The sequence below is a fragment of the Pseudalkalibacillus hwajinpoensis genome (assembly GCF_015234585.1).
GTDB lineage: Bacteria > Bacillota > Bacilli > Bacillales > Guptibacillaceae > Guptibacillus > Guptibacillus hwajinpoensis_B.
The window spans coordinates 408,636-434,622 of sequence record NZ_JADFCM010000008.1; the positions used below are offsets into that span (position 1 = coordinate 408,636).

Genomic DNA, 25,987 nt, shown 5'->3' on the forward strand with positions numbered 1-25,987 from the left:
ATTGAGTTATCCAAATGAATTTGAAATAATTGGTGTTGGGTAATTGGCGGATAATTGCGAATTATTGATTTCTAGTAAACGATTAAGTAGCATTTTCGAGATGAAAGAGAGGAGGTGACGGTACTTAGTCCGTGAAAGGTCTTCAAGGTGAGATAGGTGACCAAGGTAATATGGCTTTTCCTATTAGTTAAGTGCTCTTAATACTTGAGGGTACGATTGGGTCATTATGAATAGTTTAGGTATAGGGATAATTGTTTGTGGAATAATTGGCTACTTAGTGAGAAATGACTTATTTTAGAGGGGAATGGAGACGATGTTTTTATCGTATTTATTAGTGTTTCTTTTAGCGGCGATTCCGTTATTTGAACTTGTTGCTGTTATCCCACTAGCGATCATCGGTGGGCTGTCGCCAGTACTAACAGGCATACTTGCTTTTTTAGGAAATGCTTTGACAGTGGTTTTGTTAATTGTATTTGTAGATAAATTTAAAGTATGGAGGAAGAAACGAAAACAAAAGCGTATGAAAGATGTGGTTCAGGAGGAGGGCGAGACGACAGAAGCACATGTCGAGGAAATGCAAGAGTCGAAGAAGGAGAAACGTGCACGCGTTCTTTTTGATAAGTATGGTTTGCCAGGCTTAACGATCATCGGTCCCTTTTTCGTCGGGTCGCATATTTCAGCGTTTATGGGGATGAGCTTCGGTTCGAAAAGAAAGCTGGTCACTAGCTGGATGATGACGAGTTTAGTTCTTTGGACTGTGATTATGGCAGTAGCTTCAAGCTATGGAGTTGGTTTTTTTGTATCTGACGTGGAAGATGATGGTGTTTTAGTTCGTCTATTCACTAACTAGCATGATCATGTGAAAATACCTTTAACTTTATCGTTATGTGTTGTAAAGTAAATATGAACTGGAAAATTGTAGCTAGGGTTCCGCTATCGAGATAGGCTAGTGACCGAGGGCTACATCTTTTACATAAGTAAAAGGCACCTATTGACATAAAAGGTCCGAGGGGAAAGGTTCAGCGTATTTGTACTGCGCTGAAATCTTTCTCTTCGGGCCTTTTTTATTATTTAAAGGAGGTATTCTTTATGTCGTCAATCGATGAACTAAAAGCTGGTGTTGCTGTGATTATTCTAAATGAAGAAAACGAGGTTTTATTACAGAAAAGAACCGATGTGGGGCAATGGGGGATCCCTTCTGGTCATATTGAAATAGGTGAGACAGTCTCTGAAGCAGCCATCAGAGAAGTGAAAGAAGAAACAAATTTAGATATAACGATTACCAGGATCATCGGTGTTTACTCTGATCCTACTTCACAGGTTTTTCATTATCCAAATGGGAAAGTTGTTCATTTTATTACAACATGCTTCCTTGCTGAAGTGACAGGTGGAGAACTTCGATGCAACTCTGCCGAATCACTTGATGTTCAATTTTTTGGGCAGTCACGCTTACCACAGAACTTATTAACCATGCACCCTCGATGGTTGAAGGATGCACTTGAAAAAAGAGATCTGGCCTTTATTCGTTAAATGAGGATGCTTGAGCAAGGGAAGGGGAGTCGGAGTAATATAGAAGTTACTTTGTGATGTGTGGTTACTAAAAGAACTGTTAAGAAGTTTATCAATCATAAGATAAGCTTCTTATTTATTGAATGGAACGTTGAGTTATTCTACCTATTTTGAAATAATTGGTTCTAAAGATTAGAAAAATTTAAATCAAAAAAGAAATAAGATGAAGGTTGGAAGGAAAGGAAATGCCGTTATATCTTTCTGTGCGTCGGCATTTGTCAGCTGTTCTGATTACAAGCTAAGTAGCCTTAGCTTTTGACAAAGTGGGATGGAAGGAGGGAAAAGCGTGAAAAATAAACAAGCTTTGATCTGGGTAATAATAGCGATTTTATTAGTATTGGTTTGGGTTTTCTTGAGGTAGTACATAGATGAGTGGAATGATGTAACGATAGAATATGTCTCAATTTCAACTTTTCGTAGATAAGCTGTAAGAAGAAATGAGAAAGAACAAAGGGGTTCATATGAATAAAACTATTAAAATCCTTATCATTATTTTTTCAAGTCTACTTTCTCTCCTTCTACTGCTTTTATTAGCTGGGGTCATCTTATTACATAATGTGATTGAAGAAAATTCAGGTGAACCTGTTACTTATTTTCAAGCAGTGAAATTTGGCCTTAGTTTGAACTTTGATGGGAAGCTAGAGAGAAAAGCAAAGCATTCTAAAGAAATGAAAGTCTATGAAAACATGTCTATCTATGTTGATGATCAAGATATTGAGCTATTTCCTTTAATTATAGATACGTTGCATTGGGTTAAGGGTAGAAATGCAGACATATTGGGCGATATTGATGGAAAAGACGTAGATCTTCTCTTCTTTCATAATAAAAAGGATTTCGAAAGTATTTCTGATTTAAATCACGTATCTGGTTTTTATGATCAATATGGGTTATTCATCGCTGTTAGGATCGATGATAAGAAAGGAATATTGGATGGTAAGGAAACACCACTCTATTTTTTTCAGAAAAGGATATTACACGAATATACGCATTATGCGTTAGATCAAAAAGTGGCTGATACGCCTTTGGGATTGGATAAATATCCTCTATGGTTTCAGGAAGGAATTGCTGAGTATATATCAAATGATCAAACTACTATAGAAGTAAGTGACTTTAAGCTTTTGACTTATGATCAGCTTAGAAGTCATGAACAATGGGCAGCTGCTAGAGAGCAAAAAGAGACGGATGTCTACGATCAAAGTTATTTCACGATCAAATTTCTTATAGATGAGCAAGGTGAAGAAGTGATTGAAGAAATTATCGATTCAACGAATGATTCAGGTGATTTTAAAGAAAGTTTTGCTGATGTAACTGGGCTAGATTATGATCGTTTATATGAAAAACTGGAAATAAAGTTAGGGAAGGAAAAGGATAGAATAGGAAGCTTTCAATGAAGGAGTGAAAGCATACTAAGTAAATACCTTAAGTATGTTTCTTATACCTTGATACCAATAGTCTTCTTTTGTTGATTAAATAAGCCCTACAAAAAGGTTTGATTAAAATAAATTTGATACTTGAGTTAATGAGAATAATCTGAAATAATGGATGATAGTGTGGAAATTAATTGTAAATTTAGGGAATTTTTATGGGGAGAAGATTAGCGGAGGCTTTAGTAGAGGCACTTAGATGATCGTGATGTTGATTGAATAAGATGATTTCATTTTTTATTACTAATCGTTAGACAAGATAATAAATAAAAGGAATGATCGAATGAAGAAACAGGTAAAGCTATTTTATTGTCATATGTCCTTATTATTGTTTATTCTATTACTTGCAGGATGTTCAGATAATACGAATGCTAAATTAAATGCAAATGCTGGTGAGAATGACGTAACTTTATCAACGGAAGAAACGACTGAAGTGGAAGAGGATAATCAAGTAAACGAAGCTTCATCTTCATCAACATCAGAAGACACTTCCCAGGAAGATGCTAAAGAATCCTCTTCTGAAGAATCAAAAAGCGGTGAGTCAAATCCTGCAGATGAAAGCGAAGAAAATCATGCGTTAGATGATTACTCCTCCAAGGAAATTGAATACGCTCGAGTCTGGTCACAGCTAGGACCGAATCAAGAAATAGATGAATTAAATGTTCAACTTATATCAGCTGGTTCCCCTCTTAATCCTGATGACGAGAACAGTCTCACTTATCCAGAAGATGTTGTTCAATTACGTGGTTCTCGTATCGTCGATGGCATCGTTACGTATAGTGGTAACGGAAATGGCACGATTAATGTATATAACGTTCCTATGCGCTGGTATGGTGGCTTTCCTCCTCCTGAAGATATAGATAAAGAAGAAATTCAAAAGGAAATGGAAGATATTATTACCAATACAAAGCTTGTAAACGTTGATACAGGTAATAATGAAGAAATCATAGAGATCATCAACAAAATGAATAGTCAATAATCTGAGTGTGACGTTGCTGAAGCGGATTTGCGTTAATCAGTGTTTCGTTTTAGAAGGCATAATGTGCCCACATTATGTTGGATATGAAAATAAGATTAAGACAATTATCTATCCCCAACAGGTTAAAATTTGAAGACAATTGAAGTCATGATGCCATAATCGTTATAAAGTATGGTAAGTTAGCTAGTGGAGTTAGCACAAATATTTCTTTCGCAATATTTCTTTTTTTATATTTTCTTTTTGCAAAATATAGTAAACTATTACATGAATTACTATACTATCGTACTAATTTAATAGCGTTATATACATGTTGATTAATGAACTTGTAGGAATGAAAATCTTTATATTTTATATTTTGAGCACTATTATTTGGCCCATTCCTTAGAATCCATATATAGCACGCTGTTTATATGTATTTCTGGTTCTCCAACATTAATTTAGGAAGGGAAGCGTTTAAATCGCCAATCAAATGCTATAATCGTGCAGATCTTCTTGATCTGATCGATGAAAAAAAATCTCTTTTATCCTTAAAGGTGTTAGCTCATGGCTTTACACATAAACAGACATTAATGGCTAGCCAGGAGCTTGATCGACTACTTAATCGTTACCAATTTGGAGAGTATAAAGAAAGTCAGCCAACATACTCAAATTAAATACAAACTGTTATTTTAGGAAAGCAAAAGCTAGCCGCTATGAATGTGTAATATGTAAATTTGAGATAGATTAGTTTTGTTCATGATTGTTAAGCGAACAAAGCATAATTCTATCTCATTTTTTTTAGGGAGATTATTTATAAGCGTCTACTTTAAATGGAAGAGGTGGTAACAATGTTAAACGAATGGGGTGTGTCTGTTTTAGTTGGATTTAGTCTATTTTTAATTATTGGCTGGTTTACTGGAGATAAAGAGTATGGAAGTGGTTCAAAAACCAATGATGAACGCTCTCGATTCATTAAACAAAAAGCGATTGTAGGAAGTTGGATTTTCTTACTAACCGTCTTTGTGATAAATGTGGTCTTAAGTTTTTTCGACTTAAGAACAGGACCTCTAGAAAACGCTCCATTTAATCATCCAGAGTTAGTCTATTTACTTCTTTTGGTGGGTAGCTATTTTGTATGTTATTGGATGTATAGTAAGCGAATTAGTGGGAAACGAGAGTAATAGAGATCGAGGGGGGTCACGAAAGTTGATTAACTTCTATCAAAAGGTGGAGCGAGATTGTCTATGAACAACGAAAACGAAAATCAGCCATTCAATGATGCTATAGCTCATAAACAAAACATTGAAGGTTATCCAAAAACAAGAGGTGGAAAATTGCCCTTACCTATTAAGGTAATCGGATATTTTCTGTTTGGGAGTTTGATTATTATGCTATTGATTGGATTGGTTGGGAATTTTCTATTCGATTAAAAGAGGTGTAGCATTTCTGTTATAAAAGTTCCATAAGAAGATATTAAGTGGCAGGTATAATCTTAGGGGAGGAGATTTGATTATGTGGATAGCTGAGACAATAGCACCTCTTGTCTTAATGGGCATAATAATTGTCTTTGTGATTGAAAGCCTAAAGTATAAATCTAATAAAGGCAATCTGGGGAAGAAAGATTCAAAATCTGCTCAACTTTTATTAGATAGTCTCATCCCAATCGGAATGCTTTTGGGGGCTGGTATTGGTGTAGTGGTTAGTATGTATTTCTCGTTCTCATTACTATCTTCCGTTAATTTAGGTGCGGCACTAGGTTATTTAGTTGGATATTTTGTTTATGAAATTTATAGCAAGGAAGGAAATAAATATCCATAAGGAGCTAATAATATCTTGCGGAGGTGGATTCGTAAGGGTTATTTCAAGTAGGGATAGTCTCAGATTCTCTCTCTTACCTATGTATCTTATTTCGGTTAAACTTTTCATCGCATTACATGTGAAAAAATGATATATCAACATAAAAGACCCACAAAATGAAAGATGGTTTTGTGGATCTTTTTTCAATCTATGAAAATGTGAAATGAATAAATTAGAATTTAACTTACAACTTTCCGGACAGCCGTTAATGTAGCATCCATGTCTTTCTTCGTACTCCCATTATTCGTTACAAATCGAATCACGTTCGGACCAAACGCACCCGCTAAAACGCCGTGTTCTTTTAAAAGGTGGATAAAGTCTTCTGTCGCTTTCTTCGTATTCGTAATATCAATTAAGAGTATGTTTGTATCCACTTGATTGACAAGGTTAACCCCTTCAATATTCTGAAGACCATCAGCAAGATACTTCGCGTTCTCGTGATCCATCTCAAGATGCTTCACGTTTTCTTCGAGAGCAATAATGCCCGGTGCAGCGAGAACACCTGCTTGTCTTAAACCGCCGCCAAGGCGCTTACGCCATTTTCGAGCTTTCTCGATAAATTCAGAAGTACCGGCAATCATGGAACCAACTGGTGCGCCGAGCCCTTTTGATAAGCAAAACTGAACAGAATCCGTATACTTCGCAAATTCTGTTACGGGAATTTGAGCTGCTACAGAAGCATTGAATAATCGTGCCCCATCTAAGTGAACAGGGATCTGATGTTTCCTTGATAGTTGATAGATTTGCTCCATATTCTCAAGGGGAACAATCGCGCCGCCTGCTTTGTTGTGGGTGTTTTCGATGCAGATGAGTCCTGTTTCCGGCTGATGAATATCGTCGCCTCGGATAGCCGCTTCAACATCGCCTGGATTCATCGCACCGCGGTTCCCATCGATCGTCTTAATTTGTACACCAGCAAAGGCGGATAGTGCTGCCGCTTCATATAGGAATAAGTGCGCCTGAGATTCCATGATCACTTCTTGACCAGGCTGACAGTGGACTAAGCCAGCAATTTGATTTCCTTGCGTGCCGCTCGTAACAAATAAAGCCGCTTCTTTTCCTAGCATTTCTGCAGCGATTTGTTCGAGTCGGTTAACCGTAGGATCCTCTCCATACACATCATCGCCTACTTCAGCTTCGTACATCGCTTTTCTCATTTGTTCATTTGGTTTCGTTACCGTATCACTGCGCAAATCGATCACGATTCGTCCTCCCCGTCTTCAGTAAGTAATAGTCTACTAGTATCCATCAAAAGTATACGGTTATTTCATAAGTGAATCAACTTCGTAACGGGGAGGCTTTATGATCCTGTTATCTCGACGCAAGGTGGCGATCGATGATTTCTAATGCTTCATTAGGTCCGCCACAGGCTTGAAAGCTCTCTTTGATCTTTCGGATGCCTAGCTGATAGTTCACGTTATGAACGACCTGATTCACTGCATGCTGTAGCGATTCGATTGTTACGTTCGGTGGGAAAATAGGATATCCGGCCTGTAGTTCTGCGAGGCGTGCAGCGACCAAAGGCTGGTCCTTATCATGAGGGAGCACGACCATCGGAACTTCAAAGTAAATCGCTTCATTAGTGCTGTTCATTCCTCCGTGGGTAAGGAACACGTTCGTATGCTGCAACACATCTAGCTGAGGAACATATTTTCGAATAATGAAGTGATCGGGAGCTTCTTTTAGTTTAGTGAAATCAGCACTTGATCCTGCTGAAATAACAACTTTCCCTGGAAAATCTGTAAAGGCGTCGATGCACATATTAAAGAAGCTCTCAACATGATCGAGCACTGTGCCCATGGAAATAAAAAGAACCTGCTCGTTTTCAAGCTGGTCAATTGGGAAGTCAGTCGCGTCTTTTCGTTCCGGGAAGCTAGGACCAATAAAATGATACCCTTCACCAAATTCACTTAAATGAGGTTGGAAATACTCGCTTGAATAAACCATCGTTTGCTCACCTTGATTTTGCATGAACTGCAACATGGTCTTAGGAGCGACGCCAAATTCTTGCTTCATCGTAGCTAATAAAGCTCTCCCTTTTTCATCAAGATCAAATGACACCGAAGCATCTGGATGAAGAGGGAGGTTTTTCTTGTATTCTTCGGGTATTAAAAAGGATGCAGAAGAAGAGAAGCCTGGCACTTGTAAATAGTCTTTTACTATTTCTCCCGGTCCAAAAGCATCGTAATAAACAAAATCGATCGAAATTTCTTGCGCTAACTCTTTTGTAAGCGCAAGGATATCCAAAGATGTGTCCATAAGGAAATGGGAAAAGTTATTGATACCTTCTGAACTAGCATGATTGATGTCTAAACCATCTAATCGATCCTTATGAAGAATCACATTGGCTCCGACGCCTTCTAGGCGATCTTTGAATTTTTCAGTTGAAATATAATAGACGCTGTCTCCCCGATCGGCAAAAGCTTGCGCGATGCCTAAGCTCGGGTTCACATGTCCTTCTGCTGGAATGTTAAGCATTAGAATGTTTGCCATAAGTCGTCACCTCTTAAGTCTTTTTATCGTTACATAATAAAGGATAATTGTTTTCCTGTAAGGATGAAACCAAATTCCTTTGGTTGCTCTCTTCCATATTCGAACGAATTTAAAACGTCATTCCACCCATATCCTCCCAAAGTAATAGCATCAAAAATAACCTTAGGTAATCCTACCTAAGGTTTCGTTAAGGGAACCCATTACAAAGGTCTGTCTCGTTTATCTTCGCCTGCGACGTTTGCGTGATAAAGGGGGCGGCGGTCCGATAACGACAGGACTTTTCCCTTCAATTGGATCTAGCGCTTTTTCCATTGTTTTCGGGTCTATGTGATACGCTTCTTCATAAACCTTCAGAGGGGTTTTCGTCAGCATGCTAGAGCCATTTTGCGTTTGGAAGCGGTCGTTGTTAAAAAATAGTAACAGCAAGGTCTCGTCCGAATCTGCCTTAATCCAGTGCCAGTAGCCCATTGGAATAAAGACCGTTTCGCCAGCTTTTCGTAGCTGATACGTTAATAATTGATCATTGTTCGGGTTGAGGATGCCGACGGTTGCGGATCCAGAAGCGAGGTATACCAACTCCCATGAGTTTGTATGCCAGTGCGGCTCGCGTACAGATCCTTTCGACATTCTTAATTCGGCAAGTGAGCCGCCAATCATCGCTGGCATTTGCGCTGAGGTTAAGAGATAGATAAGGTTTTCCGGATCTTTTTTAACGCAACATTATCTTTTATATCATAAAAAAGGTTCGGATTTCCTTTTCGACCTACTAAGTTTCGGTTATCCGTAATATAGCCTGATACTGGAGTTGTCATATATTCTCCTCATTTCTGTTTCAATTCTCTACTATTCTATGAAAAAGGATAAGCCCGGTGTAGGTGCCAGTCCACTGGCTATGAAATAGGGCGGAGAAGCGCCTATAAATGCACTCGACCAGGCACAACACGGCCCCTATTCGCAATAGATTAAAGCGAAGGGGGCAGATCGTTGTGAGCGATCACTATCTAGGTATTATCCTTCCCAAATCAACGTATGAGGCGATGCCTGAATTACAGGGTGGCACGCGCAGCATGTTTATGATTTGGGAGAAGTCAGCAAGAGAACTTGGCATGATCCCTTGTTATTTTCGATTCTTTGATCAAAAGCCAGGCGTCGCGACGGTGAAAGCCTATGTGTATGAACAGGAAACGTTTGTCGTGAAAGAAGTTCCAGCGCCGAAAGTCATTTATACACGCGTGCTCGATTACTTGCCAGCTTACCGTTCGCATATCAAATCTTTAATGAAGGAGGGCCGCGTCGTTTACAATGTGCCGAATTATGATGTGGAGAAGCATAAAGTTCACGAAGTCCTGATCAAGCATGACAATCTTCGAGACCACTTGCCTGAGACGGAGCTCTTTACGATCAACAACTTAAATAAAATGGCTGCACGCTACAAGCAATTCATTCTCAAGAAAAGCTATGGCGAATTCGGCATTGGCGCGATGAAAGTCGAGCGGATTAAGAAAGGATGGCTCCTCTCTTATAAAACAAAGGAAGGCGAGCTCAAACAAGTTGATTTCAAAAAGACGCTGCCTGCGGTACTCGTTAACCGACTCCGTACGCACACGTACATGATTCAGGAGATGATTCCGCTAGCTGATTTTAACGGTCATCCGTTTGATTTGCGCGTCGCTGTTCAAAAGAATCGAAATGGAGACTGGCAGGTGTCGGGCGTCATGTGCAAGGTGGCGAATGGGGGAGACTTTCTAACGAATGGAGCACAAGGGGGAACGACGTACACGTTTGAAGCTGTGGCGCCTCATTCCCATCCAAGAATTTCGTACGAAACGCTCCTACAAAGCATTGAACAGCTAGGACTTCAAACCGCCCGCGTACTCGATCACCATTTTCCGAAGCTAGCCGATCTTGGATTCGATATTGGCATCACAAAAGCGGGTAAGCCTTATTTTATTGAATGTAACTTTATCTCAGACTATGTGAGCGGATTGTTTGAGGATGGAGAGCTTCTTCATGATAAGTGGGAAGCGGTCTTCAGAACGCCGATTGAGTATGGGAGATATTTGATGGATCGGATTTGAGTCGCGCAGTAATCATAACGGGTCCTGTTATCTATCACGAATAATGAATATGTACTAGAACAGAGGGAGGAATTGTACATCGATTCTTCCCTCTTTGTTTGTAGAAGTGGAGTTTAACGAAAACGGAATGTTGAAATTAATAGGAGTGAGACGGTGTAATAAGTAAAAAAAGAACTGAAATCATATGCCTAGTTTGCTCGTTATGAATAGTTCGATTAAGAGGACATACGATATCTCTAAGACAACTTCTTTGCGAAGGTGGGATTTAAAATGAAAAAAACAATGATAGTTCTGCTTCTACTAGGGAGTGTTTTTTCCGTTTTCTATTTCTTTGCTATAGAGAATAATAATGATATGCCGGTGGGTGCCAGGAGCACTCCATCAACGGATCTTGAACTAATGGATGTCACAAAGAAAATAAAGGAAACTAATTTTACTAGTAAGGTTGTAAATGAGTTAGAGAATCAAGGTTACCAAGCAGAGGGAAAAATACATTACTCAATATACGACGCAAAGAAAAAAGATCTTATAATTGTCATTTCAAATAGTGAATATAAAGGGGAAAAGACGGAACAAGAAATAAACGCAATCATTGATAAGCTTTCAAAATCAAGTGAGCTAGGTTCATTTCATGTCATCTTTCAAAAAGAAGAAAAAGCTGTAGATTAACCTTTCAAGCATAGCCGATTCAGCCCCATTTTATGAAAGAGACGAGGAGCTTATCTGTCATAAGATAGGCTCCTTTTATAATGAAAGAAGGAAGTAGGTTATTGATGCCAATTTAAACTAATTGGTATCAATAACTTGAACAAGGTAATTAAAGAGGAGTAACATGTTATTTGCTGATAATGATTAAATGGGAAATACAATGGTACAATCACTAGGAGTTACGAATAGATTCATAGATCCAGAAACTTTATAAACCGTTAGAGACGAAAATATTGTCGTTAAGAGTGAAGTGAGAGATCAGGTGTAAAAGAATACGCCGTTTAAATTCAAAAATAGAAGATTTATAACGAAAGAAGGAGAGTCAAAATGCTAACGAACCCAAAAGCTATTTTCTTAGATATGGATGGTACGATCTTGAATCACTATAACAAGGTGAGTGAATATACGAAGCAAGTGATTGATGAGTTACGAGAGAAAGGCATATACGTTTTTATCGCAACAGGCAGAGCTGCGGATGAAATTAATGAGCTTGTCCCTGAAGGATTTCAAGTAGATGGCATCATTTCTTCAAATGGGATGGCAGGGTATGTTGAAGGTAAGGCCATATTTGAACATTCACTTCAGCTGGACTTAGTTGAAAAGATTATTGAAAAAGCGCGTGAGCAGAAAGTTTATTATGAGCTCTTTCCATACGGAGGAGATCGCATTGCTTTAGAACAAGATCGTCACTATATGGAAGCAGAAATTAAAGATCCGCAGCCAGAAGGTGTCGGACTGAATGAATGGCTTTCACGTCAAGAAGCGATCAAAGAAGCGATCAATTGGAAAGCTCAAATTGAAGGAAATAAGTTTTCCAAATTCTATTTCTTCGCTCGAACGAAAGAACATATCAATCAATGGAAAGATGAGCTAGAAAATATCAAGCAGGACATCGATTTTACAACGTCGATCTCTTCAGAGCATAATGTCGAAGTAATGGTAGCCAATGTGAACAAAGCTACTGGCATTAAAGAAATGCTCCAGCATTTTGATTTGTCAGGTGTAGAGACGCTTGCCATAGGCGATAGTAACAACGACTTACCGATGTTCCAGTTTGCAGATTATGCTGTAGCTATGAAAAATGCATCCGACCAAATTAAAGAAGTCGTCGACGATGTGACGGAATTTACGTGTGATGATGACGGTGTTTATCATTATTTGAAGTCGATTGTCGTGCGAGATTCTATTAAAAATACATGATCATTTGTAAAACAAGCCACATCTCCATCTAAAAAAATGGAGATGTGGCTTATTATTATGAGGAATTGTTAGTTTCTTTTCGATTTCACTACAAGTGATTGTAGCGTATCGCTAAACGATCTTCGCATCGATGTTTTTAAAAGAATCGACGTTTGAGGGGAGGCGAACTGATCTAAGAGCGTGAGCAGCTGCGATTGCGTTGTCACGTTATGAATGGCTGATGGATTCATGCCTAACTTAGCGGCTTCGCTACAAATCGGATAGGCGTTTTTCCCGACGGCGATTAGCACATCCACGTCTTTCTTCGCAACAAGCGCACCGACTTTGCGATGCTCCTGCTCGGCGTAGTGACCGAGCTCTTCCATTTCACCGAGGACGGCAACTGTTTTTCTTCCCTGAGCGGTTTCAATGAGAACTTCCAATGCCGCTTCGATAGAAGTTGGATTTGTATTCCACGTGTCATCAATAAGCAGGCTGCCCTTTCTTCCTTCATGAAATTGCAGATGACTTTTGACGTGGTGAAAGGACTTCAAGCGACGGATGGCGTCTGGAATCTTCACGCCAACGAGGGAGGAAGCGGCGATCGCTGCGAGCGCATTGAAGACGTTATGCGTGCCGTATCCTGGTACAAAACAAGAAAATTCACCTTCACGACAAACAAGGATAAAATCCATGCCGTTCTTCTGAAGATTGAACCGAATGCTGCGTGCTCGGAAATGAGCTGACGAATCCTGTCCATAGTAAAGAACCTTACCGGTAAATTCGCTTAGATCAAGGTTTCGGATCGTTTCGTCGTCTCCGTTTAATAGAATCGTTCCATTCTTTCCAACGGCTTTTAACATCTTCGCTTTTTCCGCGATATACGCATCCTGACTTAGAAATCCCTCGATGTGATCCGTACCAATGGCTGTGATAATACCGATCTGTGGCCGGAAATAATGGGCGGAATAAAGAAGCTGATTAGACCCAGAAACGCCCATCTCAAACACAGCACTGTCTGTTGCATCATCAATTTCTAGTAAATAATCGAGGTTTCTCGCCAGTCCATTATGACTTAACTTCGTACTAACAACGCGATCTCTTTCCTTCAAAATCCACGTGATCATTTCCTTCGTCGTTGTTTTACCGCAGGTGCCTGTCACTCCAATGACAGGCAGCTGAAATAAGCCTCTGTAAAACGAAATAAAGCGATAATACGCTTTTCTAACGTCTTCTACATAAATGACCGTTACGTCTTCTTTCACATTCTTAAGAGCTTTCGGGTTAGAGGTGACAACCATGATATTTTTCGCTTTATCTGGTAAAGGCATGGACGACTTTCGTTTAAGCATAAAAACTAACGACTGATCTGTAATAAGGTGCTCTCCATATTTCGCGGCGTTTTTCACTGTTTTTGCGGTGCTTCCAGATAGAACCGTTCCTTCTAGAACAGGAAGGAGCCGTGGCAGTGGAAGATGCTTCATATTAACCACACTTTCGCTTTAGACTTACTCCTATCTTATTCCAGACAAGGGGGAGGTGTACGGGCATATCTCTCCTGTCATTCTACCAATCTTTTAGAAGCACATTCCTATTTACTTCCAAATGCATATACTACCTTCGTAGTCAGTCGGAAGAGAATGATATGTTTTAGACAATGGAGCGGAGGGAGTAGGATGTTAGGCGTCAAACCGTACCTTCAGAAAAATGATCGGTTGATTGTATCGAAGAAATCTCACATTAGTCGCGAGGTACAATCGGAAAAGACTTATCGTATTCAATTTGGCATCAAATACTGGAACGTCACTGTATATCATTCAGATTATGCGAAAGAAGATGAACTCCATCTCTCAACGAACGTAATCGAAGAGCTCGACCTCCCATTATCGTGTCATTATGATGTTATCGTGCAAGGAGACACGATCATTATCGGTCCATTTATTGGGATTCTTTGCGAATTAACAAACAGAAAGCTAGTCGAACTAGTATCCACATACAAAAGCTTCGTCAAAGGCTACCGCGCGATCGGCGGCGCTGTGGTGGTTTTCTCTATCGAAGGGATTCAGAAAGAAAAGCGAATGATCAACGGCTTCCTTTATCACCCAGTGAAAAAAGCCTGGGAAGTTATAAAGCTCCCTTATCCTGCCGTCGTGATGTCTATTGCCGAGCCAAGCTTAACGTCCTCCTGGGAGAAGTTTCACGAGTGCATGACCGATTTTGAACTTCGTTTAGGAGGAAGAGTGTTTAACTATCCTCATTTCTCTAAATGGGAGATGTATCAAATGCTGCAACCTGAATTTGGTGAATATTTGCCAGAAACTGTGCTGTACGAGGGTGTGCAGAGCGTCCACGACATGCTGCGTAGACATGACAGCGTCTATATCAAGCCATTAAACGGCCGATTAGGGAAAAGTATATTGAATGTGAAGAAGGAGAAACATCACATTATCGTGAAATACGATGAGAACCGAAGAAGACGCGAAGAACGTTTCGAGAGTAAAGAGGAGAGCGATGTCTTTTTCCGGAAGCATCTTGAGACAAATAGCTTTCTTATTCAGCAAACGATCCCACTCAAAACATATGAACAAAGGGTTATCGACTTTCGCGTGATGACTTCAAAGAATCATAAAGGAATGTGGGAAACGATCGGGATTTATTCCCGCTATGGTGCCAAAGGGCAAATCGTTAGCAACATCACAGCCGGTGGTCATACCGAAATAGCGAGGGCAACGTTAAAAACCGTCTGGAAGCTACAGGACAAAGAAATTCAAAGGGTAGAAGAAGAAATGAAACGCGTCGTGTTAAACTCGATTCAGAAAATCGAAGAACAGGGCTACCATCTCGCCAACATCGGCGTTGATATCGGATTAGACGAAAACTGTCAGATCTCAATCATTGAAATCAATCATCAAAATCCCGATCCGTATATTGCGATGATGGCGAAGGATCGACTGGCGTTCTATACGAGTCGGTATCAGAATATGAGATATGCACGGTATTTGGGTGGGTTTTAGGTGGGGGATTTATTTATGTAAAGAAACCTTCAGCTGATGAAGGTTTTTAATTGTTGATGAGTAGAAATAAGCTAGCTATCCTTTTAAATCTTCATACGAAGAGCCAATCATAACCAGATTGAAAAGTAGATTAGCAGATACGAAAAGGATAGCTACATTACTCTAATGACTTTCTTAAAACGCTTCATTGATTGTATCTTTCAGCAAATTCAACAATCGGATCGACGCGAAAACAAAGCGGCTTCATCTCTTTAAACGAACACATCACTTGATCGGATGATTCATCAAAGAAGACGATCGCATAATCATCATCACTTTCCGATAAAACACGCTGCCCATAAGGTAGCGAATCATCATGTTGAAGTGTAACATCCTCTATATCAAACGTTGATTGAATCCATTCTTGTACTCGCTCACGAGCTTCCATGATATAACCTCCTCTAATTAGCACTACTCCTAGTGTTACCCGGATTAAATGAGGATTAAGCTATTTTTATGTTATTTTAAGAAACAGAGAACGTTTTAGATGCGTGAGAATAGCCCGAAAACATGGGGCGTGGAAACGGTTGAAATCGGGCGAAATGAGGCCTTTGATCCTGGAGGATGAGCATCTGGCGAGATCGGTATTTATGAATGTTAGAATGATTCTAGTTAGCTAATAAAAATGGAATTTGGCCAATATATTAGTATTTCGGCCAATAAAACAGCCGTTTACTGGAGGAGAGACGTGATGAAATTTCATTTTGTGCCAATCTCATTCGAAACTGCACAGGAAATTGAAGATTGGGACTATGAGGGGAAGTTTGCGGACCTTTATATGACCCCTTACTTCATATCTGGTGAGAAAAATGGTGTTTTCACAGGCCCTGGTGGCTGCGATGGCTTTGTCGCGATGCATGAAGGGACTGTTTCAGGTTTATTTGAGTTTACGATCGTCGATGGAGGATTAGAAATCGGACTTGCTTTAGCTCCTGATTTAGTGGGAAAGGGATTAGGTCCCGATTTCGTCAAGCAGGGCATTGCTTTCGGTTTAAAGCAATATGAAGGCGTGAACGATTTTATCCAGTTAGAAGTGGCTGCCGCAAACAAACCGGCCATGCGCGTGTATGAGAAGGTAGGATTTGTGAAGACAAACCAGTCCGCAGATCAGATTGAAATGAAGCTGGAAGTAAAGCGGGATCTTTAATACTGGTATCAAAAAACTACGATCTATAAGTACATAATCGCCTCACGCTGCTTCGCCCCATTCAAGCATTATCGAATGGGGCGATTCGTTGTGTTACGGAAAATGGGGAGAGGGATTGTCTCCTTGATTTGAGCGATAGAACGGAGGAGATGCGGTATGCCGATTCGTAACTAGCGTAGTTAGCTAGGCTAAGGTGGTCGGCCGTTGCTTGTATGGACCAATTCCGTAGTTCCGTTAAATGTTTTAACCTCATATAAAACGCGAGCTATAGAAACTTTTTACATAGATTAGCTTAAACAAATAAAAGCTTCTATAAAAAGGTACGCCTATTAAGTACAAAAGCCTTGAACTATTTCATGAAGTAATTATAATGGGGAATGTTGATACGCGTTACACGAACTATTTCAAGTGATGGAAATGTTATTTATGAATAAATACTAGGGGAAGCATCCTCTCGCTAGAAGCAGAGAAAGGGTGAATTTCAAGCTTATCTGTAGAGAAATTGGTGCAGTTTGTGAAACCACCTTTTGCCGGAATTTTAACACGACAGTTCGATAGATTAGAAGACGATGCAGAAGAAGGAGAATCATCATGCCGACAACTATGACCAACACAAGAACCGAATCCGATTTTTTAGGAGAAAAGGAAGTTCCGATTGATGCTTATTATGGCATTCAAACGCTACGCGCCGTGGAGAACTTTCCGATCACTGGCTATCGCATCCATGAAGAATTGATCAAAGGGTTCGCCATGGTAAAGAAAGCGGCGGCGCTCGCCAACATGGAAGTGAAGCATCTGTATGCTGGAATCGGAAACGCAATCGTTGAAGCAGCGGATGAATTGATGGAAGGAAAGATGCATGATCACATCATCGTTGACCCGATCCAGGGAGGCGCTGGTACTTCCATTAACATGAATGTAAACGAGGTCATCGCGAACCGCGCGATTGAATTGTTAGGCGAAGAAAAAGGGAACTATATTGCTTGTAGCCCGAACACCCATGTGAATATGTCACAGTCAACAAACGACTCGTTTCCAACAGCTATTCATCTATCCGTCTTAAATATGATGGAGCAGTTGCTAAGCACAATGGAAGACATGCATGCCGCTTTCGAACAAAAAGCAGAAGAGTTTAACCACATTATTAAAATGGGACGAACTCATCTTCAGGATGCCGTGCCGATTCGACTTGGTCAGGAGTTTCAAGCTTACAGTCGCGTGATTGCGCGCGATATGAAAAGGATCAAACAATCTCGTCAGCATTTATATGAGTTGAACATGGGCGCAACGGCAGTAGGAACGGGACTGAATGCCGATCCGCGCTATATTGAATTCGTCGTCAAAGAACTAGCGGAAATTAGTGGTCTACCACTCGTAGGAGCGGAAGATATGGTCGACGCCACGCAAAATACCGACGCCTACACCGAAGTTTCTGGCGTGTTAAAAGTGTGTATGATGAACATGTCAAAAATCGCAAATGACCTAAGGCTAATGGCGTCCGGACCACGAGCGGGATTAGGCGAAATCAGCTTGCCAGCAAGGCAGCCCGGATCTTCGATTATGCCTGGTAAAGTGAATCCCGTCTTACCCGAAGTTATTAACCAGGTCGCTTTCCAGGTAATCGGAAACGACAACACGATCTGCCTCGCTTCAGAAGCAGGTCAGCTCGAATTAAACGTCATGGAACCCGTGCTCGTCTTCAATTTGCTTCAATCACTCAGCATCATGAAGAACACGTTCCGCACGTTCACAGACAACTGCCTAAAAGGCATCGAAGCAAACGAAGACCGACTAAATGAGTACGTCGAAAAAAGCGTCGGCGTCCTAACCGCAGTAAACCCGCACATCGGCTATGAAGTAGCCGCAAGAATCGCCAGAGAAGCAATCCTAAGCGGCGCCTCAATCCGAGAGCTTTGCTTGAAGTACGATGTGCTCACAGAAGAAGAACTAAACTTAATCTTAGATCCGTACGAGATGACCCACCCAGGAATCGCTGGTGTGTCGTTGTTTGATCGAGAATAGGGAAAAGCCGTACTTAGCGCTCGCGCGAGGTGCGGCTTTTTTGTAGTGGTGATGGAGGGCGGGGGGATGAGAACTTGTGGGTGGGAGGGTAGTTAGGTTGGGGGGCGGTGGTTAGAATGATTCTAGTTGGCTAATAAAATGGGGTTTTGGCCAATATAGCTGGTATTGGACAATAAACTGTCCAGCCCACAGTCATGAACCAACATTTTTCTTTAAATAGCTCTCAAACAGCAAATCAATTAAGAGCATTAACGTCGATCGTGCGGTGATGTCATAACCTCCGAACTTCACTTTTCCAACCGTCATGCTGAGGTTAGTTATTACCATTCGCCCGAGCGTGGAATCAGATGAATTTGTGATCGCTGCTGTATCAACGACCATAAAGGAAAGCTTTTCAGCAGCGTGAATGAGCGTTTTTGTTTCGCCGCTTGTTGAGATAAAAAAGACAAGGTCATCGGGTTTGACCATATTCGGTAGCAAGTCGATCATATGTGATTCATATGTATAATGCGTTTGTTTGTTCGTTTGCATAAGTAATTTACTGAAGTATTCGGCCATCATTTTTGATAAACCTACACCAACAACTATAACCCTGGAAGCTCTTGCAACTTTCTCGCTTAGTCGATCGAGTTCATCTAGTTGAATGGTTTCGAAGGCCTGGATAAAACTCTCTTTATAGTTTTCTACCGGATGATCGTTTAGCATCCTTTCTTTCTCATCACTACTCTTCAAACGGTACTTCAGTTCTGAAAATCCCTCTAACCCTAGCTTGTGAGACATGCGGACGATCGTCGTTGTACTCACATTATTCACTTTTGCTATTTTAGTGAGGGAGAGGTTTTTCGCTTCGGTTAAATGCTGGTCAATGTAATAAAGTACCTGCTTCTCAGTAGGTGTTAGTTGTGCGAGGTGATTCCCAAATTGATCAATGATCTGTCCCATAATAAACTCCTCTTTTACGTGTATGCTAGGTCAAGTATAGCATGAGCTTTCATGAGTCTGTACAATTGTACAGACTATGTACATAAACAACCAATCATTCTATGGTACAACATAACTATAACAACTTGTAAGTGTTTTCAACACAAGAAAGTTAGGAGTGAATGGGATATGGAACTAAAGAATATGACAGATTCAAATTTAATTATGTTCGATGTGGAAGCAGATCACAAAGAGCAAGTCATTAAACAACTCACATCAACATTATTTAAAGAAGGCTATTTAGAATCAGAGCAGCCATTTTTGGAAGCGGTTTTACAAAGAGAGGATGTATCACCAACAGGAATGGAGAGAGGCCTTGCGATTCCTCACGGCAAATCAACTGTTGTTAAAAAAGCCGTCTTTGCCGTGGCGAGGTTAACAACCCCTCTCGACGATTGGGCAAGCATTGATCCTACGAACAAAGTGCAACTGATCTTCTTGATTGCGATTCCAGAGAGCGAAGCGGGAACCACGCATCTAAAAGTATTGTCTACGCTAAGTACGAATTTAATGCGTGAGGGATACCTTGAACGTCTGATGGCTTCGGAATCAAAGAAGGAATTTCTAGACGGTCTCGATCTGGAAGAAAAGGAAGAAACAAAAGGTGATCAGGCATATACAAAAACCGTTGTGGCGGTCACTGCTTGTGCCACAGGAATTGCTCATACGTACATGGCAGCAGAAGCACTTGAAAAGGCCGGGCGTGAACTTGGTGTGAACGTCCTAGTTGAAAAGCAAGGCGCAAACGGGATCGAGGATGCCCTAACAGCGTCTGTTATTGAAAAAGCAGACGCCGTGATTTTAGCAACGGATATAGCTCCTAAACAAAAAGAACGATTTGCTGGGAAACCGTATGTGCAAACACGTGTAGCTGAACCGCTTAGACGCGGAAAAGAAATGATTCAAAAAGCGTTAACGAATCCAGACGGCGTTGTTGAGAAAAACGAATCAGACGACGCAGCAGTCCCTTCTTCTCAGAGTGGCGGTGGATTTCTAAAAGACACTGTTCAAGCGGTTATGACAGGGATCTCTTACATGATTCCAGTCATTGTTGCAGCAGGGTTAATGATGGGGATTGCGAAGCTTGGAGCCATGCCATTTGGTCTTGTGAATGAGTTAGGCGATCCGAAATACGCGACTCATTCAAATGAACTCTTCGTCATCCTGCACCATCTCGATCTATTTGGCGGATTAATCTTTAAATTCATGTATCCGATCTTTGCTGCTTTTGTTGCGTATTCATTAGCTGACCGTGTTGGATTAGTATCCGGGTTTATTGGAGGAGCCTTTGCTGGTGGACTTCATTACACTTTTTGGGGTATTGCAGACGGCATACCTTCTGGCTTCTTAGGTGCATTAATTCTCGGTCTAGCTGCAGGGTATATTTCACGATTCTTAAATCAGAAGATTCAACTTAGTAAAAACTTCCAGGCGATGAAACCGATGTTTCTGATCCCTGCAATCAGTGTATTATCCATCTTCTTTTTAAACTTCTACATTGTTGACCCTGTGTTTGGTGGGTTGAACGTCGTCTTGCGTACTTGGATCGAATCAGCTCAAGGCACGGGCGATGTTGTTCTGGCATCGATTATTGCTGCAGCGACAGCGTTTGACCTTGGTGGCCCAATTAATAAAGCAGCCGGTGCGATCGCGATTGGTCTCGCAGCGGATGAAGTTTATCCATTAACGGCACGTGTACTAGCGATTGTTATCCCACCAATCGGACTTGGTTTAGCAACGGTTATTGATAAATATGTTGTGGGACGTCGCGTTTTTGAAGCAGATCTTCGTGTCGCTGGGAACACCGCTTTATTACTAGGTTTTATTGCCATTAGTGAAGGGGCAATTCCATTTATGCTTCGGAATCCGCTTATCACGATACCGATCAACATTATCGGCGCGATTCTTGGCGCTAGTACAGCCGTTTTATTAGGCGCAGTGCAATGGCTGCCGCTACCCGCTTTCTGGGGATGGCCGCTCGTTGAAAATCTGTGGGCTTACTTGCTAGGACTTATCGTTGGTGCAGCCTTTATCGCATTCGTGAACATATTTGTTCGCTTTACGATTTTGAAGAAAAAAGAAAGTCACGCTTAAAATAAATACAGGGGCACATCTTGCAAAGGGGTGACCCCTCTTTCTATTAACGAGGCATCCTTGGAGGGAAACCGAATGAAGCAGAAAAAAGTATACGTCGTCCCACACTCACATTGGGACCGTGAATGGTATTTCACAATAGAAGATTCGAACTTGTTGCTAGTTGAAAATATGGACCGTCTCATGGACGTCATGGAAAAGGATCCCAACTATACAGGCTATGTGTTCGATGCGCAATCGTCTATTCTTGATGAATATTTAAAAATCCGTCCTGAAGAGAAAGAGCGTCTTGCGAGCTTAATCCAGAACAAGCGGATATTTGTTGGTCCCTGGTATACTCAGGCAGATTCGCTTTTAGTTAATAAAGAGTCGCTCATCCGGAACTTACTATATGGTACGCGCATTGCCGAAAAGATGGGGCACAGCATGAACATTGGTTATCTCCCAGATATCTTCGGGCAAAACACGTACTTACCATCAATTTTTAACGAGTTCGGCATCGATTACAGCATTCTGCAGCGCGGTATTTATACCGATCAGCTAAAAGGTGATCTGAATTTCACATGGAAATCTCCTGATGGAAAAAGTGTGAAAGCCAATAACACTTACTTTGGGTATGGACCAGGAAAATTCTTGTCAGATGAACAGGATTATATGGAAGAACGACTGCTTCCCATTTTAGATAAAATTTCTGCTATGAACAAAAGCACGGATAACTTGTTACTCCCAGCGGGAGGCGATCAGGTTCTTATTCGGGAACAATTCCCTGAAACCGTAAAGGCGTTGAACGAAAAGGATGAGAAACATGAGTACATCCTTTCAGATTATGAAACGTTCATGAACGAAACGTTCCATGAAGCGGATCGCTTCACGAATGAGATTGAAGGCGAGCTCATCGCAACGCAAAAATCACGTATTCACAACACGATCCGTTCACAGCGGTATGACATTAAGAAGCTAAATGATATCGCAGAAAAGAAGTTGATTCATGAGCTAGAGCCGCTTGGAAGTATTGCCAGCACACTCGGATTACGTTATCCAAACGTGTGGCTTGATGAAATGTGGAAGATGCTCTTCGATGTGCATGCCCACGATAGCATCGGCGGCTGTAATTCGGATGATACGAATCAGGAAATCGTCAATCGATTGACGAAAGTGATTCGCATGGCGAATGGGTGCTTGAATTTATTGAAAAAGCAAATCACGGAAGCGATTAGCGGTAACCTGAATAACGATAGCATTTTGGTTCTGTTCCAGCTACTTCCTACTCCATTCGAAGGGTCACAAACGGCGATCTTGTTTACAAGAGAAAAGGCGTTTTCCGTCAAAGATTTGGAAGGGAATACCGTTGAGATGGACAACCTGAATCAGGACTATATGAGCGGTGGAAAGACGATCGTCGTAACAGCTGAAGGCGAAAAGCAAGTAGAAGCGCCGGGGTATTACCGAAATGAAGTACTGCTACAGAACCTTGAGTTGCCTGCAATGGGGTATCAAACGTATGAAGTTGTTGAAGACGTTGAAGCGAGTAGTGAAAAGCCAGGTCAGGTGGACAAAACGAAGATCGAAAATGATCATCTGGCTATTTTCGTAGAGGATGAGTCCTTGAAGCTCGCAATGAAATCAAGCGGACAAATCATTCCTGACTTCTTGACGTTCGAGAACGTAGCGGATGCAGGGGACTCGTACGATTTCTCTCCATTAAAAGGGGACGAGCCGATCTACAGTCGTGTTCAATCCGTCAATGTGAGTGCTAAAAAGGGTGTGCAAATGATGAACGTCGAGCACGAGCTTCATGTACCTGCAAACCTGAAAGAGCGCGAATCCGGCATGCGGACGAAAGAGCTCGTCATTCTTTCCACGTTCGAGTTGCGTACGGGAGAAAATTTCCTTCGGGTGACACACAATGTAAACAATGACGTAAAAGATCATCGTGTTAGAGTATTGCTCCAAACGTCGCTAGATCAACCAGAGCATTCATTCGGTGATCAGGGCTTTAGCTTCATCCAGCGCCCGACTGTTAATCCTTACATGGCGAGCTGGAAAGAGCAAAAGTTCGCGGAAGCACCAGTGCCGATTTATCCGCTTGAAAATATCGCGGGCGCAACAGATAGCAAGCTAACCGCTGCGGTTGTAACGAAGGGAATCAAAGAATATCAGCTAATTAAAGAGACAGGCGAACTTGCGTTAACATTATTTAGAAGTGTCGGGCTACTTGGTCGAGATGACCTAGAATGGCGCCCGGGGAGAGCATCAGGGATTAACAACAAAGTCGTCTACACACCTGACGCGCAGATGCAGGGTGAGATGACGTTTGATTACGCGGTTCACTTTTCGGAAAGTTATGATGAGCGCGCACTATTTAAAACAATCGATCGCTACAATGATCATGCGGTAAGCTATCAAAAACAAACGCTAAACACGTTTGAAGAAAGATTGGATCGTTTCGAAATTCCATACCCTGTTATGTCACTACCAACATCGTTCAGTTTGATGCAATCATCGAACGAGAATGTTTTCTTCAGTTCCATGAAACAAGCACATGATGATCGGACAATCATAATCAGGCTCTTTAATCCAAGAACTCAAGAACAGAAGGTCCAATTACTTGGTGAGCACGTTCAATCGATAACACAAACGACATTGGATGAGAAAAATGGCATCGAAATGAACGAAGATGTCACAGTCCCATCAAAAGGATACGTGACCTTGAAACTGACGACAAAGGTGGATGTTCAATGAGCTTTTTAAACAAGGTCGAGAATCTGTTAACGACGATTTACGGTGAAGACTACACACCATCATACAAAGAAGAGCTAATGAAAATTGTCCAAGCATGGAAACAAAAAGCTTGGAAAGAGTCGGCCCCACTTTCCGAGAAAAACGTCTACCTCATCATGTATGGCGATGCGATTCGAGAGGAAGGGCAGCCTACTTTAAAAACGTTAAACAAGTTTATTCAGGAAAATGCAAAAGAAGAAATCACAGACGTGCATCTCCTCCCGATGTTTCCTTACACGTCTGATGACGGGTTTTCTGTTGTCGATTACCGTGAAATTCATCCAGAGCTTGGGGACTGGTCGGATGTCGAAAGACTTTCGCACAATTACCGCCTCATGTTTGATTTTGTGACAAATCATATGTCGAAGTCGAGTGAATGGTTCCAGAAGTATTTAAAAGAAGATCCGGAGTATAAGCATTATTTCATTCCGAAGGACGATACGTTCGATACGTCTCAAGTTGTTCGTCCGCGAACTTTGCCCCTTTTTCATGAATACGAAGGAGGAAAAACGGCCTGGACAACGTTCAGTGAAGATCAGGTCGATGTAAACTTCAAGCATTTCCCGGCTTTACTTGAGATGTCGAATATTCTCTTAGAATACGCCTACCGTGGCGGCACAAGCATTAGGCTTGATGCGATCGGCTTTATGTGGAAGGAATCTGGCACAACGTGTATCCACTTGCCACAAACGCACGCAATCATTCAACTATGGCGAGCAATTTTAGAAGAGCTGAAGTTAAATACGCTGCTGATTACAGAAACAAATGTGCCTCACCAGGAGAACATTAGCTATTTTGGTGATGGAGAGAACGAGGCACATATGGTGTATCAATTTTCCTTACCTCCGCTCGTCTTGCATACGTTATCGACCTATAACACAAAGACGCTGACGGATTGGGCAAAAACAATCGATAAAGTCTCAGACAAAGCGACTTATTTCAACTTCCTTGCCAGTCACGATGGGATCGGCATGCGCCCAACCGAGGGTATTTTAACGGAAGCAGAACGAAATGTCCTTGCTGATAAGGTGATAGAGAATGGTGGACGGGTTTCGTACAAAAGCAACCCGGATGGCACCCAATCGCCATATGAACTCAACATCAACTACATGGACGCACTCGTCAATCCTGAAGAAACTGAGGAAGATACAAAGGTTCAAAAAATGCTTGCCGCTCACTCAATTTTGTTCTCGTTCATGGGCGTACCAGCGATTTATTATCATTCTCTACTAGGTTCAGAGAATGATCAAGAAGGTCTAGAAACTTCAGGCATCAATCGCCGAATTAATCGTGAGAAGTTCCAGTATGATGAGCTCGTTCAGCAGTTAGAATCTTCTCCAAGACGAAAGAACGTGTTTCATGGTCTGAAAAAGTTAATCCGTACGCGTCAGAAGGAGTCCGCTTTTTCTCCTTTCGCAGATCAGGAAATCTTGCCAATCAATGAACAGGTCTTTTCGTTAATTCGTAGAAATAACGAAACAAACGAATCGATTCTTTTTATCGTAAATTCATGTAACGAAGAAGTCGACCTCGACCTTCCATACGGTGGGTACGATCTCATCAGTGAAGAATTGGTGGAGGGGGATGTTACGTTAGCTCCATATCAATTTATGTGGATCAAACAATTAAAGTAGGTGAAGTCT

The 25,987-nt window shown here is 41.3% G+C and carries 23 protein-coding genes; 17 read left to right on the forward strand and 6 right to left on the reverse strand.

Annotation, left to right across the window (positions count from 1 at the left end; all coding sequences use genetic code 11):
- Positions 1 to 313 precede the first annotated feature (313 nt).
- From IQ283_RS13770 to IQ283_RS13805, 8 genes are all read left to right on the forward strand, one after another.
- Positions 314 to 850, forward strand: a complete 537-nt coding sequence (locus tag IQ283_RS13770; RefSeq protein WP_242057347.1) for a small multi-drug export protein — start codon at positions 314 to 316, stop codon at positions 848 to 850.
- A 239-nt stretch (positions 851 to 1,089) separates the two neighbouring features.
- Complete coding sequence (locus IQ283_RS13775; RefSeq protein WP_194220712.1) at positions 1,090 to 1,530, forward strand: NUDIX domain-containing protein; 441 nt, start codon at positions 1,090 to 1,092, stop codon at positions 1,528 to 1,530.
- 500 nt (positions 1,531 to 2,030) lie between these two features.
- Positions 2,031 to 2,960, forward strand: coding sequence for a collagenase (locus tag IQ283_RS13780; RefSeq protein WP_194220713.1), 930 nt, complete (start codon positions 2,031 to 2,033; stop codon positions 2,958 to 2,960).
- A gap of 316 nt (positions 2,961 to 3,276) precedes the next feature.
- A complete protein-coding gene (locus IQ283_RS13785) occupies positions 3,277 to 3,972 on the forward strand; it encodes a hypothetical protein (protein WP_194220714.1) in 696 nt (231 codons plus the stop codon).
- A 410-nt stretch (positions 3,973 to 4,382) separates the two neighbouring features.
- On the forward strand, positions 4,383 to 4,625 hold the full coding sequence (locus IQ283_RS13790; RefSeq protein WP_194220715.1) for an aspartyl-phosphate phosphatase Spo0E family protein: 243 nt from the start codon (positions 4,383 to 4,385) through the stop codon (positions 4,623 to 4,625).
- 174 nt (positions 4,626 to 4,799) lie between these two features.
- Positions 4,800 to 5,132: a hypothetical protein gene (locus tag IQ283_RS13795; RefSeq protein WP_194220716.1), complete on the forward strand. Its 333-nt coding sequence runs from the start codon at positions 4,800 to 4,802 to the stop codon at positions 5,130 to 5,132.
- 63 nt (positions 5,133 to 5,195) lie between these two features.
- Complete coding sequence (locus IQ283_RS13800; protein ID WP_194222232.1) at positions 5,196 to 5,381, forward strand: hypothetical protein; 186 nt, start codon at positions 5,196 to 5,198, stop codon at positions 5,379 to 5,381.
- 82 nt (positions 5,382 to 5,463) lie between these two features.
- Positions 5,464 to 5,769 (forward strand): hypothetical protein, encoded by a 306-nt coding sequence (locus IQ283_RS13805; protein WP_194220717.1) that lies wholly within the window; start codon positions 5,464 to 5,466, stop codon positions 5,767 to 5,769.
- A gap of 218 nt (positions 5,770 to 5,987) precedes the next feature.
- Here IQ283_RS13805 and ltaE read toward each other — a convergent pair whose 3' ends face one another.
- The 3 genes from ltaE to IQ283_RS13820 all read right to left on the reverse strand — a co-directional run bounded on the left by ltaE (position 5,988) and on the right by IQ283_RS13820 (position 8,967).
- Entirely contained in the window at positions 5,988 to 7,010 is a 1,023-nt protein-coding gene (gene ltaE / locus IQ283_RS13810) for a low-specificity L-threonine aldolase (RefSeq protein ID WP_194220718.1), read from the reverse strand.
- A 109-nt stretch (positions 7,011 to 7,119) separates the two neighbouring features.
- Positions 7,120 to 8,301 carry a macrolide family glycosyltransferase gene (locus tag IQ283_RS13815; protein WP_194220719.1) on the reverse strand — a complete coding sequence of 394 codons (1,182 nt, stop codon included), beginning with the start codon at positions 8,299 to 8,301 and terminating at the stop codon, positions 7,120 to 7,122.
- A gap of 219 nt (positions 8,302 to 8,520) precedes the next feature.
- Positions 8,521 to 8,967 carry a cupin domain-containing protein gene (locus IQ283_RS13820; RefSeq protein WP_408962598.1) on the reverse strand — a complete coding sequence of 149 codons (447 nt, stop codon included), beginning with the start codon at positions 8,965 to 8,967 and terminating at the stop codon, positions 8,521 to 8,523.
- 320 nt (positions 8,968 to 9,287) lie between these two features.
- On the opposite strand from IQ283_RS13820, the gene IQ283_RS13825 reads away from it, so the two are divergent.
- The 3 genes from IQ283_RS13825 (at position 9,288) to IQ283_RS13835 (ending at position 12,287) form a co-directional block, all read left to right on the forward strand.
- On the forward strand, positions 9,288 to 10,379 hold the full coding sequence (locus tag IQ283_RS13825) for a YheC/YheD family protein (RefSeq protein ID WP_194220720.1): 1,092 nt from the start codon (positions 9,288 to 9,290) through the stop codon (positions 10,377 to 10,379).
- 270 nt (positions 10,380 to 10,649) lie between these two features.
- Entirely contained in the window at positions 10,650 to 11,048 is a 399-nt protein-coding gene (locus IQ283_RS13830; RefSeq protein ID WP_194220721.1) for a hypothetical protein, read from the forward strand.
- 366 nt (positions 11,049 to 11,414) lie between these two features.
- A complete protein-coding gene (locus tag IQ283_RS13835; RefSeq protein ID WP_194220722.1) occupies positions 11,415 to 12,287 on the forward strand; it encodes an HAD family hydrolase in 873 nt (290 codons plus the stop codon).
- Between the two features lie 68 nt (positions 12,288 to 12,355).
- Here the strand turns inward: IQ283_RS13835 and IQ283_RS13840 are convergent, their stop codons facing one another.
- Positions 12,356 to 13,750: a Mur ligase family protein gene (locus IQ283_RS13840; RefSeq protein ID WP_194220723.1), complete on the reverse strand. Its 1,395-nt coding sequence runs from the start codon at positions 13,748 to 13,750 to the stop codon at positions 12,356 to 12,358.
- A 192-nt stretch (positions 13,751 to 13,942) separates the two neighbouring features.
- Between IQ283_RS13840 and IQ283_RS13845 the strand changes: the two genes are divergently transcribed.
- Positions 13,943 to 15,280, forward strand: a complete 1,338-nt coding sequence (locus IQ283_RS13845; RefSeq protein ID WP_194220724.1) for a YheC/YheD family protein — start codon at positions 13,943 to 13,945, stop codon at positions 15,278 to 15,280.
- 184 nt (positions 15,281 to 15,464) lie between these two features.
- Here the strand turns inward: IQ283_RS13845 and IQ283_RS13850 are convergent, their stop codons facing one another.
- On the reverse strand, positions 15,465 to 15,707 hold the full coding sequence (locus tag IQ283_RS13850) for a hypothetical protein (protein ID WP_194220725.1): 243 nt from the start codon (positions 15,705 to 15,707) through the stop codon (positions 15,465 to 15,467).
- Between the two features lie 303 nt (positions 15,708 to 16,010).
- Here IQ283_RS13850 and IQ283_RS13855 point away from each other — a divergent pair, with 303 nt between their 5' ends.
- Positions 16,011 to 16,466, forward strand: a complete 456-nt coding sequence (locus IQ283_RS13855; RefSeq protein WP_194220726.1) for a GNAT family N-acetyltransferase — start codon at positions 16,011 to 16,013, stop codon at positions 16,464 to 16,466.
- Between the two features lie 591 nt (positions 16,467 to 17,057).
- Positions 17,058 to 18,488 (forward strand): aspartate ammonia-lyase, encoded by a 1,431-nt coding sequence (aspA, locus tag IQ283_RS13860; RefSeq protein WP_194220727.1) that lies wholly within the window; start codon positions 17,058 to 17,060, stop codon positions 18,486 to 18,488.
- Between the two features lie 192 nt (positions 18,489 to 18,680).
- On the opposite strand, the gene IQ283_RS13865 is transcribed toward aspA, so the two are convergent.
- Positions 18,681 to 19,430 carry a MurR/RpiR family transcriptional regulator gene (locus IQ283_RS13865; RefSeq protein WP_194220728.1) on the reverse strand — a complete coding sequence of 250 codons (750 nt, stop codon included), beginning with the start codon at positions 19,428 to 19,430 and terminating at the stop codon, positions 18,681 to 18,683.
- Positions 19,431 to 19,598: 168 nt separating this feature from the next.
- Between IQ283_RS13865 and IQ283_RS13870 the strand changes: the two genes are divergently transcribed.
- The 3 genes from IQ283_RS13870 to IQ283_RS13880 all read left to right on the forward strand — a co-directional run bounded on the left by IQ283_RS13870 (position 19,599) and on the right by IQ283_RS13880 (position 25,978).
- On the forward strand, positions 19,599 to 21,563 hold the full coding sequence (locus tag IQ283_RS13870) for a fructose-specific PTS transporter subunit EIIC (RefSeq protein WP_194220729.1): 1,965 nt from the start codon (positions 19,599 to 19,601) through the stop codon (positions 21,561 to 21,563).
- Positions 21,564 to 21,638: 75 nt separating this feature from the next.
- Positions 21,639 to 24,305 carry a glycoside hydrolase family 38 C-terminal domain-containing protein gene (locus IQ283_RS13875; RefSeq protein ID WP_194220730.1) on the forward strand — a complete coding sequence of 889 codons (2,667 nt, stop codon included), beginning with the start codon at positions 21,639 to 21,641 and terminating at the stop codon, positions 24,303 to 24,305.
- On the forward strand, positions 24,302 to 25,978 hold the full coding sequence (locus IQ283_RS13880; protein WP_194220731.1) for an alpha-amylase family glycosyl hydrolase: 1,677 nt from the start codon (positions 24,302 to 24,304) through the stop codon (positions 25,976 to 25,978). Before IQ283_RS13875 ends, IQ283_RS13880 begins: the two co-directional genes overlap by 4 nt.
- The last annotated feature ends 9 nt before the right edge of the window (positions 25,979 to 25,987 follow it).

Bases quoted from the DNA above. Each gene is read 5' to 3' on its own strand.
- IQ283_RS13770 (WP_242057347.1), top strand. From the start codon at position 314: ATGTTTTTATCGTATTTATTAGTGTTTCTTTTAGCGGCGATTCCGTTA.
- IQ283_RS13775 (WP_194220712.1), top strand. From the start codon at position 1,090: ATGTCGTCAATCGATGAACTAAAAGCTGGTGTTGCTGTGATTATTCTA.
- IQ283_RS13780 (WP_194220713.1), top strand. From the start codon at position 2,031: ATGAATAAAACTATTAAAATCCTTATCATTATTTTTTCAAGTCTACTT.
- IQ283_RS13785 (WP_194220714.1), top strand. From the start codon at position 3,277: ATGAAGAAACAGGTAAAGCTATTTTATTGTCATATGTCCTTATTATTG.
- IQ283_RS13790 (WP_194220715.1), top strand. From the start codon at position 4,383: ATGTATTTCTGGTTCTCCAACATTAATTTAGGAAGGGAAGCGTTTAAA.
- IQ283_RS13795 (WP_194220716.1), top strand. From the start codon at position 4,800: ATGTTAAACGAATGGGGTGTGTCTGTTTTAGTTGGATTTAGTCTATTT.
- IQ283_RS13800 (WP_194222232.1), top strand. From the start codon at position 5,196: ATGAACAACGAAAACGAAAATCAGCCATTCAATGATGCTATAGCTCAT.
- IQ283_RS13805 (WP_194220717.1), top strand. From the start codon at position 5,464: ATGTGGATAGCTGAGACAATAGCACCTCTTGTCTTAATGGGCATAATA.
- IQ283_RS13815 (WP_194220719.1), bottom strand. From the start codon at position 8,301: ATGGCAAACATTCTAATGCTTAACATTCCAGCAGAAGGACATGTGAAC.
- IQ283_RS13820 (WP_408962598.1), bottom strand. From the start codon at position 8,967: ATGCCAGCGATGATTGGCGGCTCACTTGCCGAATTAAGAATGTCGAAA.
- IQ283_RS13830 (WP_194220721.1), top strand. From the start codon at position 10,650: ATGAAAAAAACAATGATAGTTCTGCTTCTACTAGGGAGTGTTTTTTCC.
- IQ283_RS13835 (WP_194220722.1), top strand. From the start codon at position 11,415: ATGCTAACGAACCCAAAAGCTATTTTCTTAGATATGGATGGTACGATC.
- IQ283_RS13840 (WP_194220723.1), bottom strand. From the start codon at position 13,750: ATGAAGCATCTTCCACTGCCACGGCTCCTTCCTGTTCTAGAAGGAACG.
- IQ283_RS13845 (WP_194220724.1), top strand. From the start codon at position 13,943: ATGTTAGGCGTCAAACCGTACCTTCAGAAAAATGATCGGTTGATTGTA.
- IQ283_RS13850 (WP_194220725.1), bottom strand. From the start codon at position 15,707: ATGGAAGCTCGTGAGCGAGTACAAGAATGGATTCAATCAACGTTTGAT.
- IQ283_RS13855 (WP_194220726.1), top strand. From the start codon at position 16,011: ATGAAATTTCATTTTGTGCCAATCTCATTCGAAACTGCACAGGAAATT.
- aspA (WP_194220727.1), top strand. From the start codon at position 17,058: ATGCCGACAACTATGACCAACACAAGAACCGAATCCGATTTTTTAGGA.
- IQ283_RS13865 (WP_194220728.1), bottom strand. From the start codon at position 19,430: ATGGGACAGATCATTGATCAATTTGGGAATCACCTCGCACAACTAACA.
- IQ283_RS13870 (WP_194220729.1), top strand. From the start codon at position 19,599: ATGGAACTAAAGAATATGACAGATTCAAATTTAATTATGTTCGATGTG.
- IQ283_RS13875 (WP_194220730.1), top strand. From the start codon at position 21,639: ATGAAGCAGAAAAAAGTATACGTCGTCCCACACTCACATTGGGACCGT.
- IQ283_RS13880 (WP_194220731.1), top strand. From the start codon at position 24,302: ATGAGCTTTTTAAACAAGGTCGAGAATCTGTTAACGACGATTTACGGT.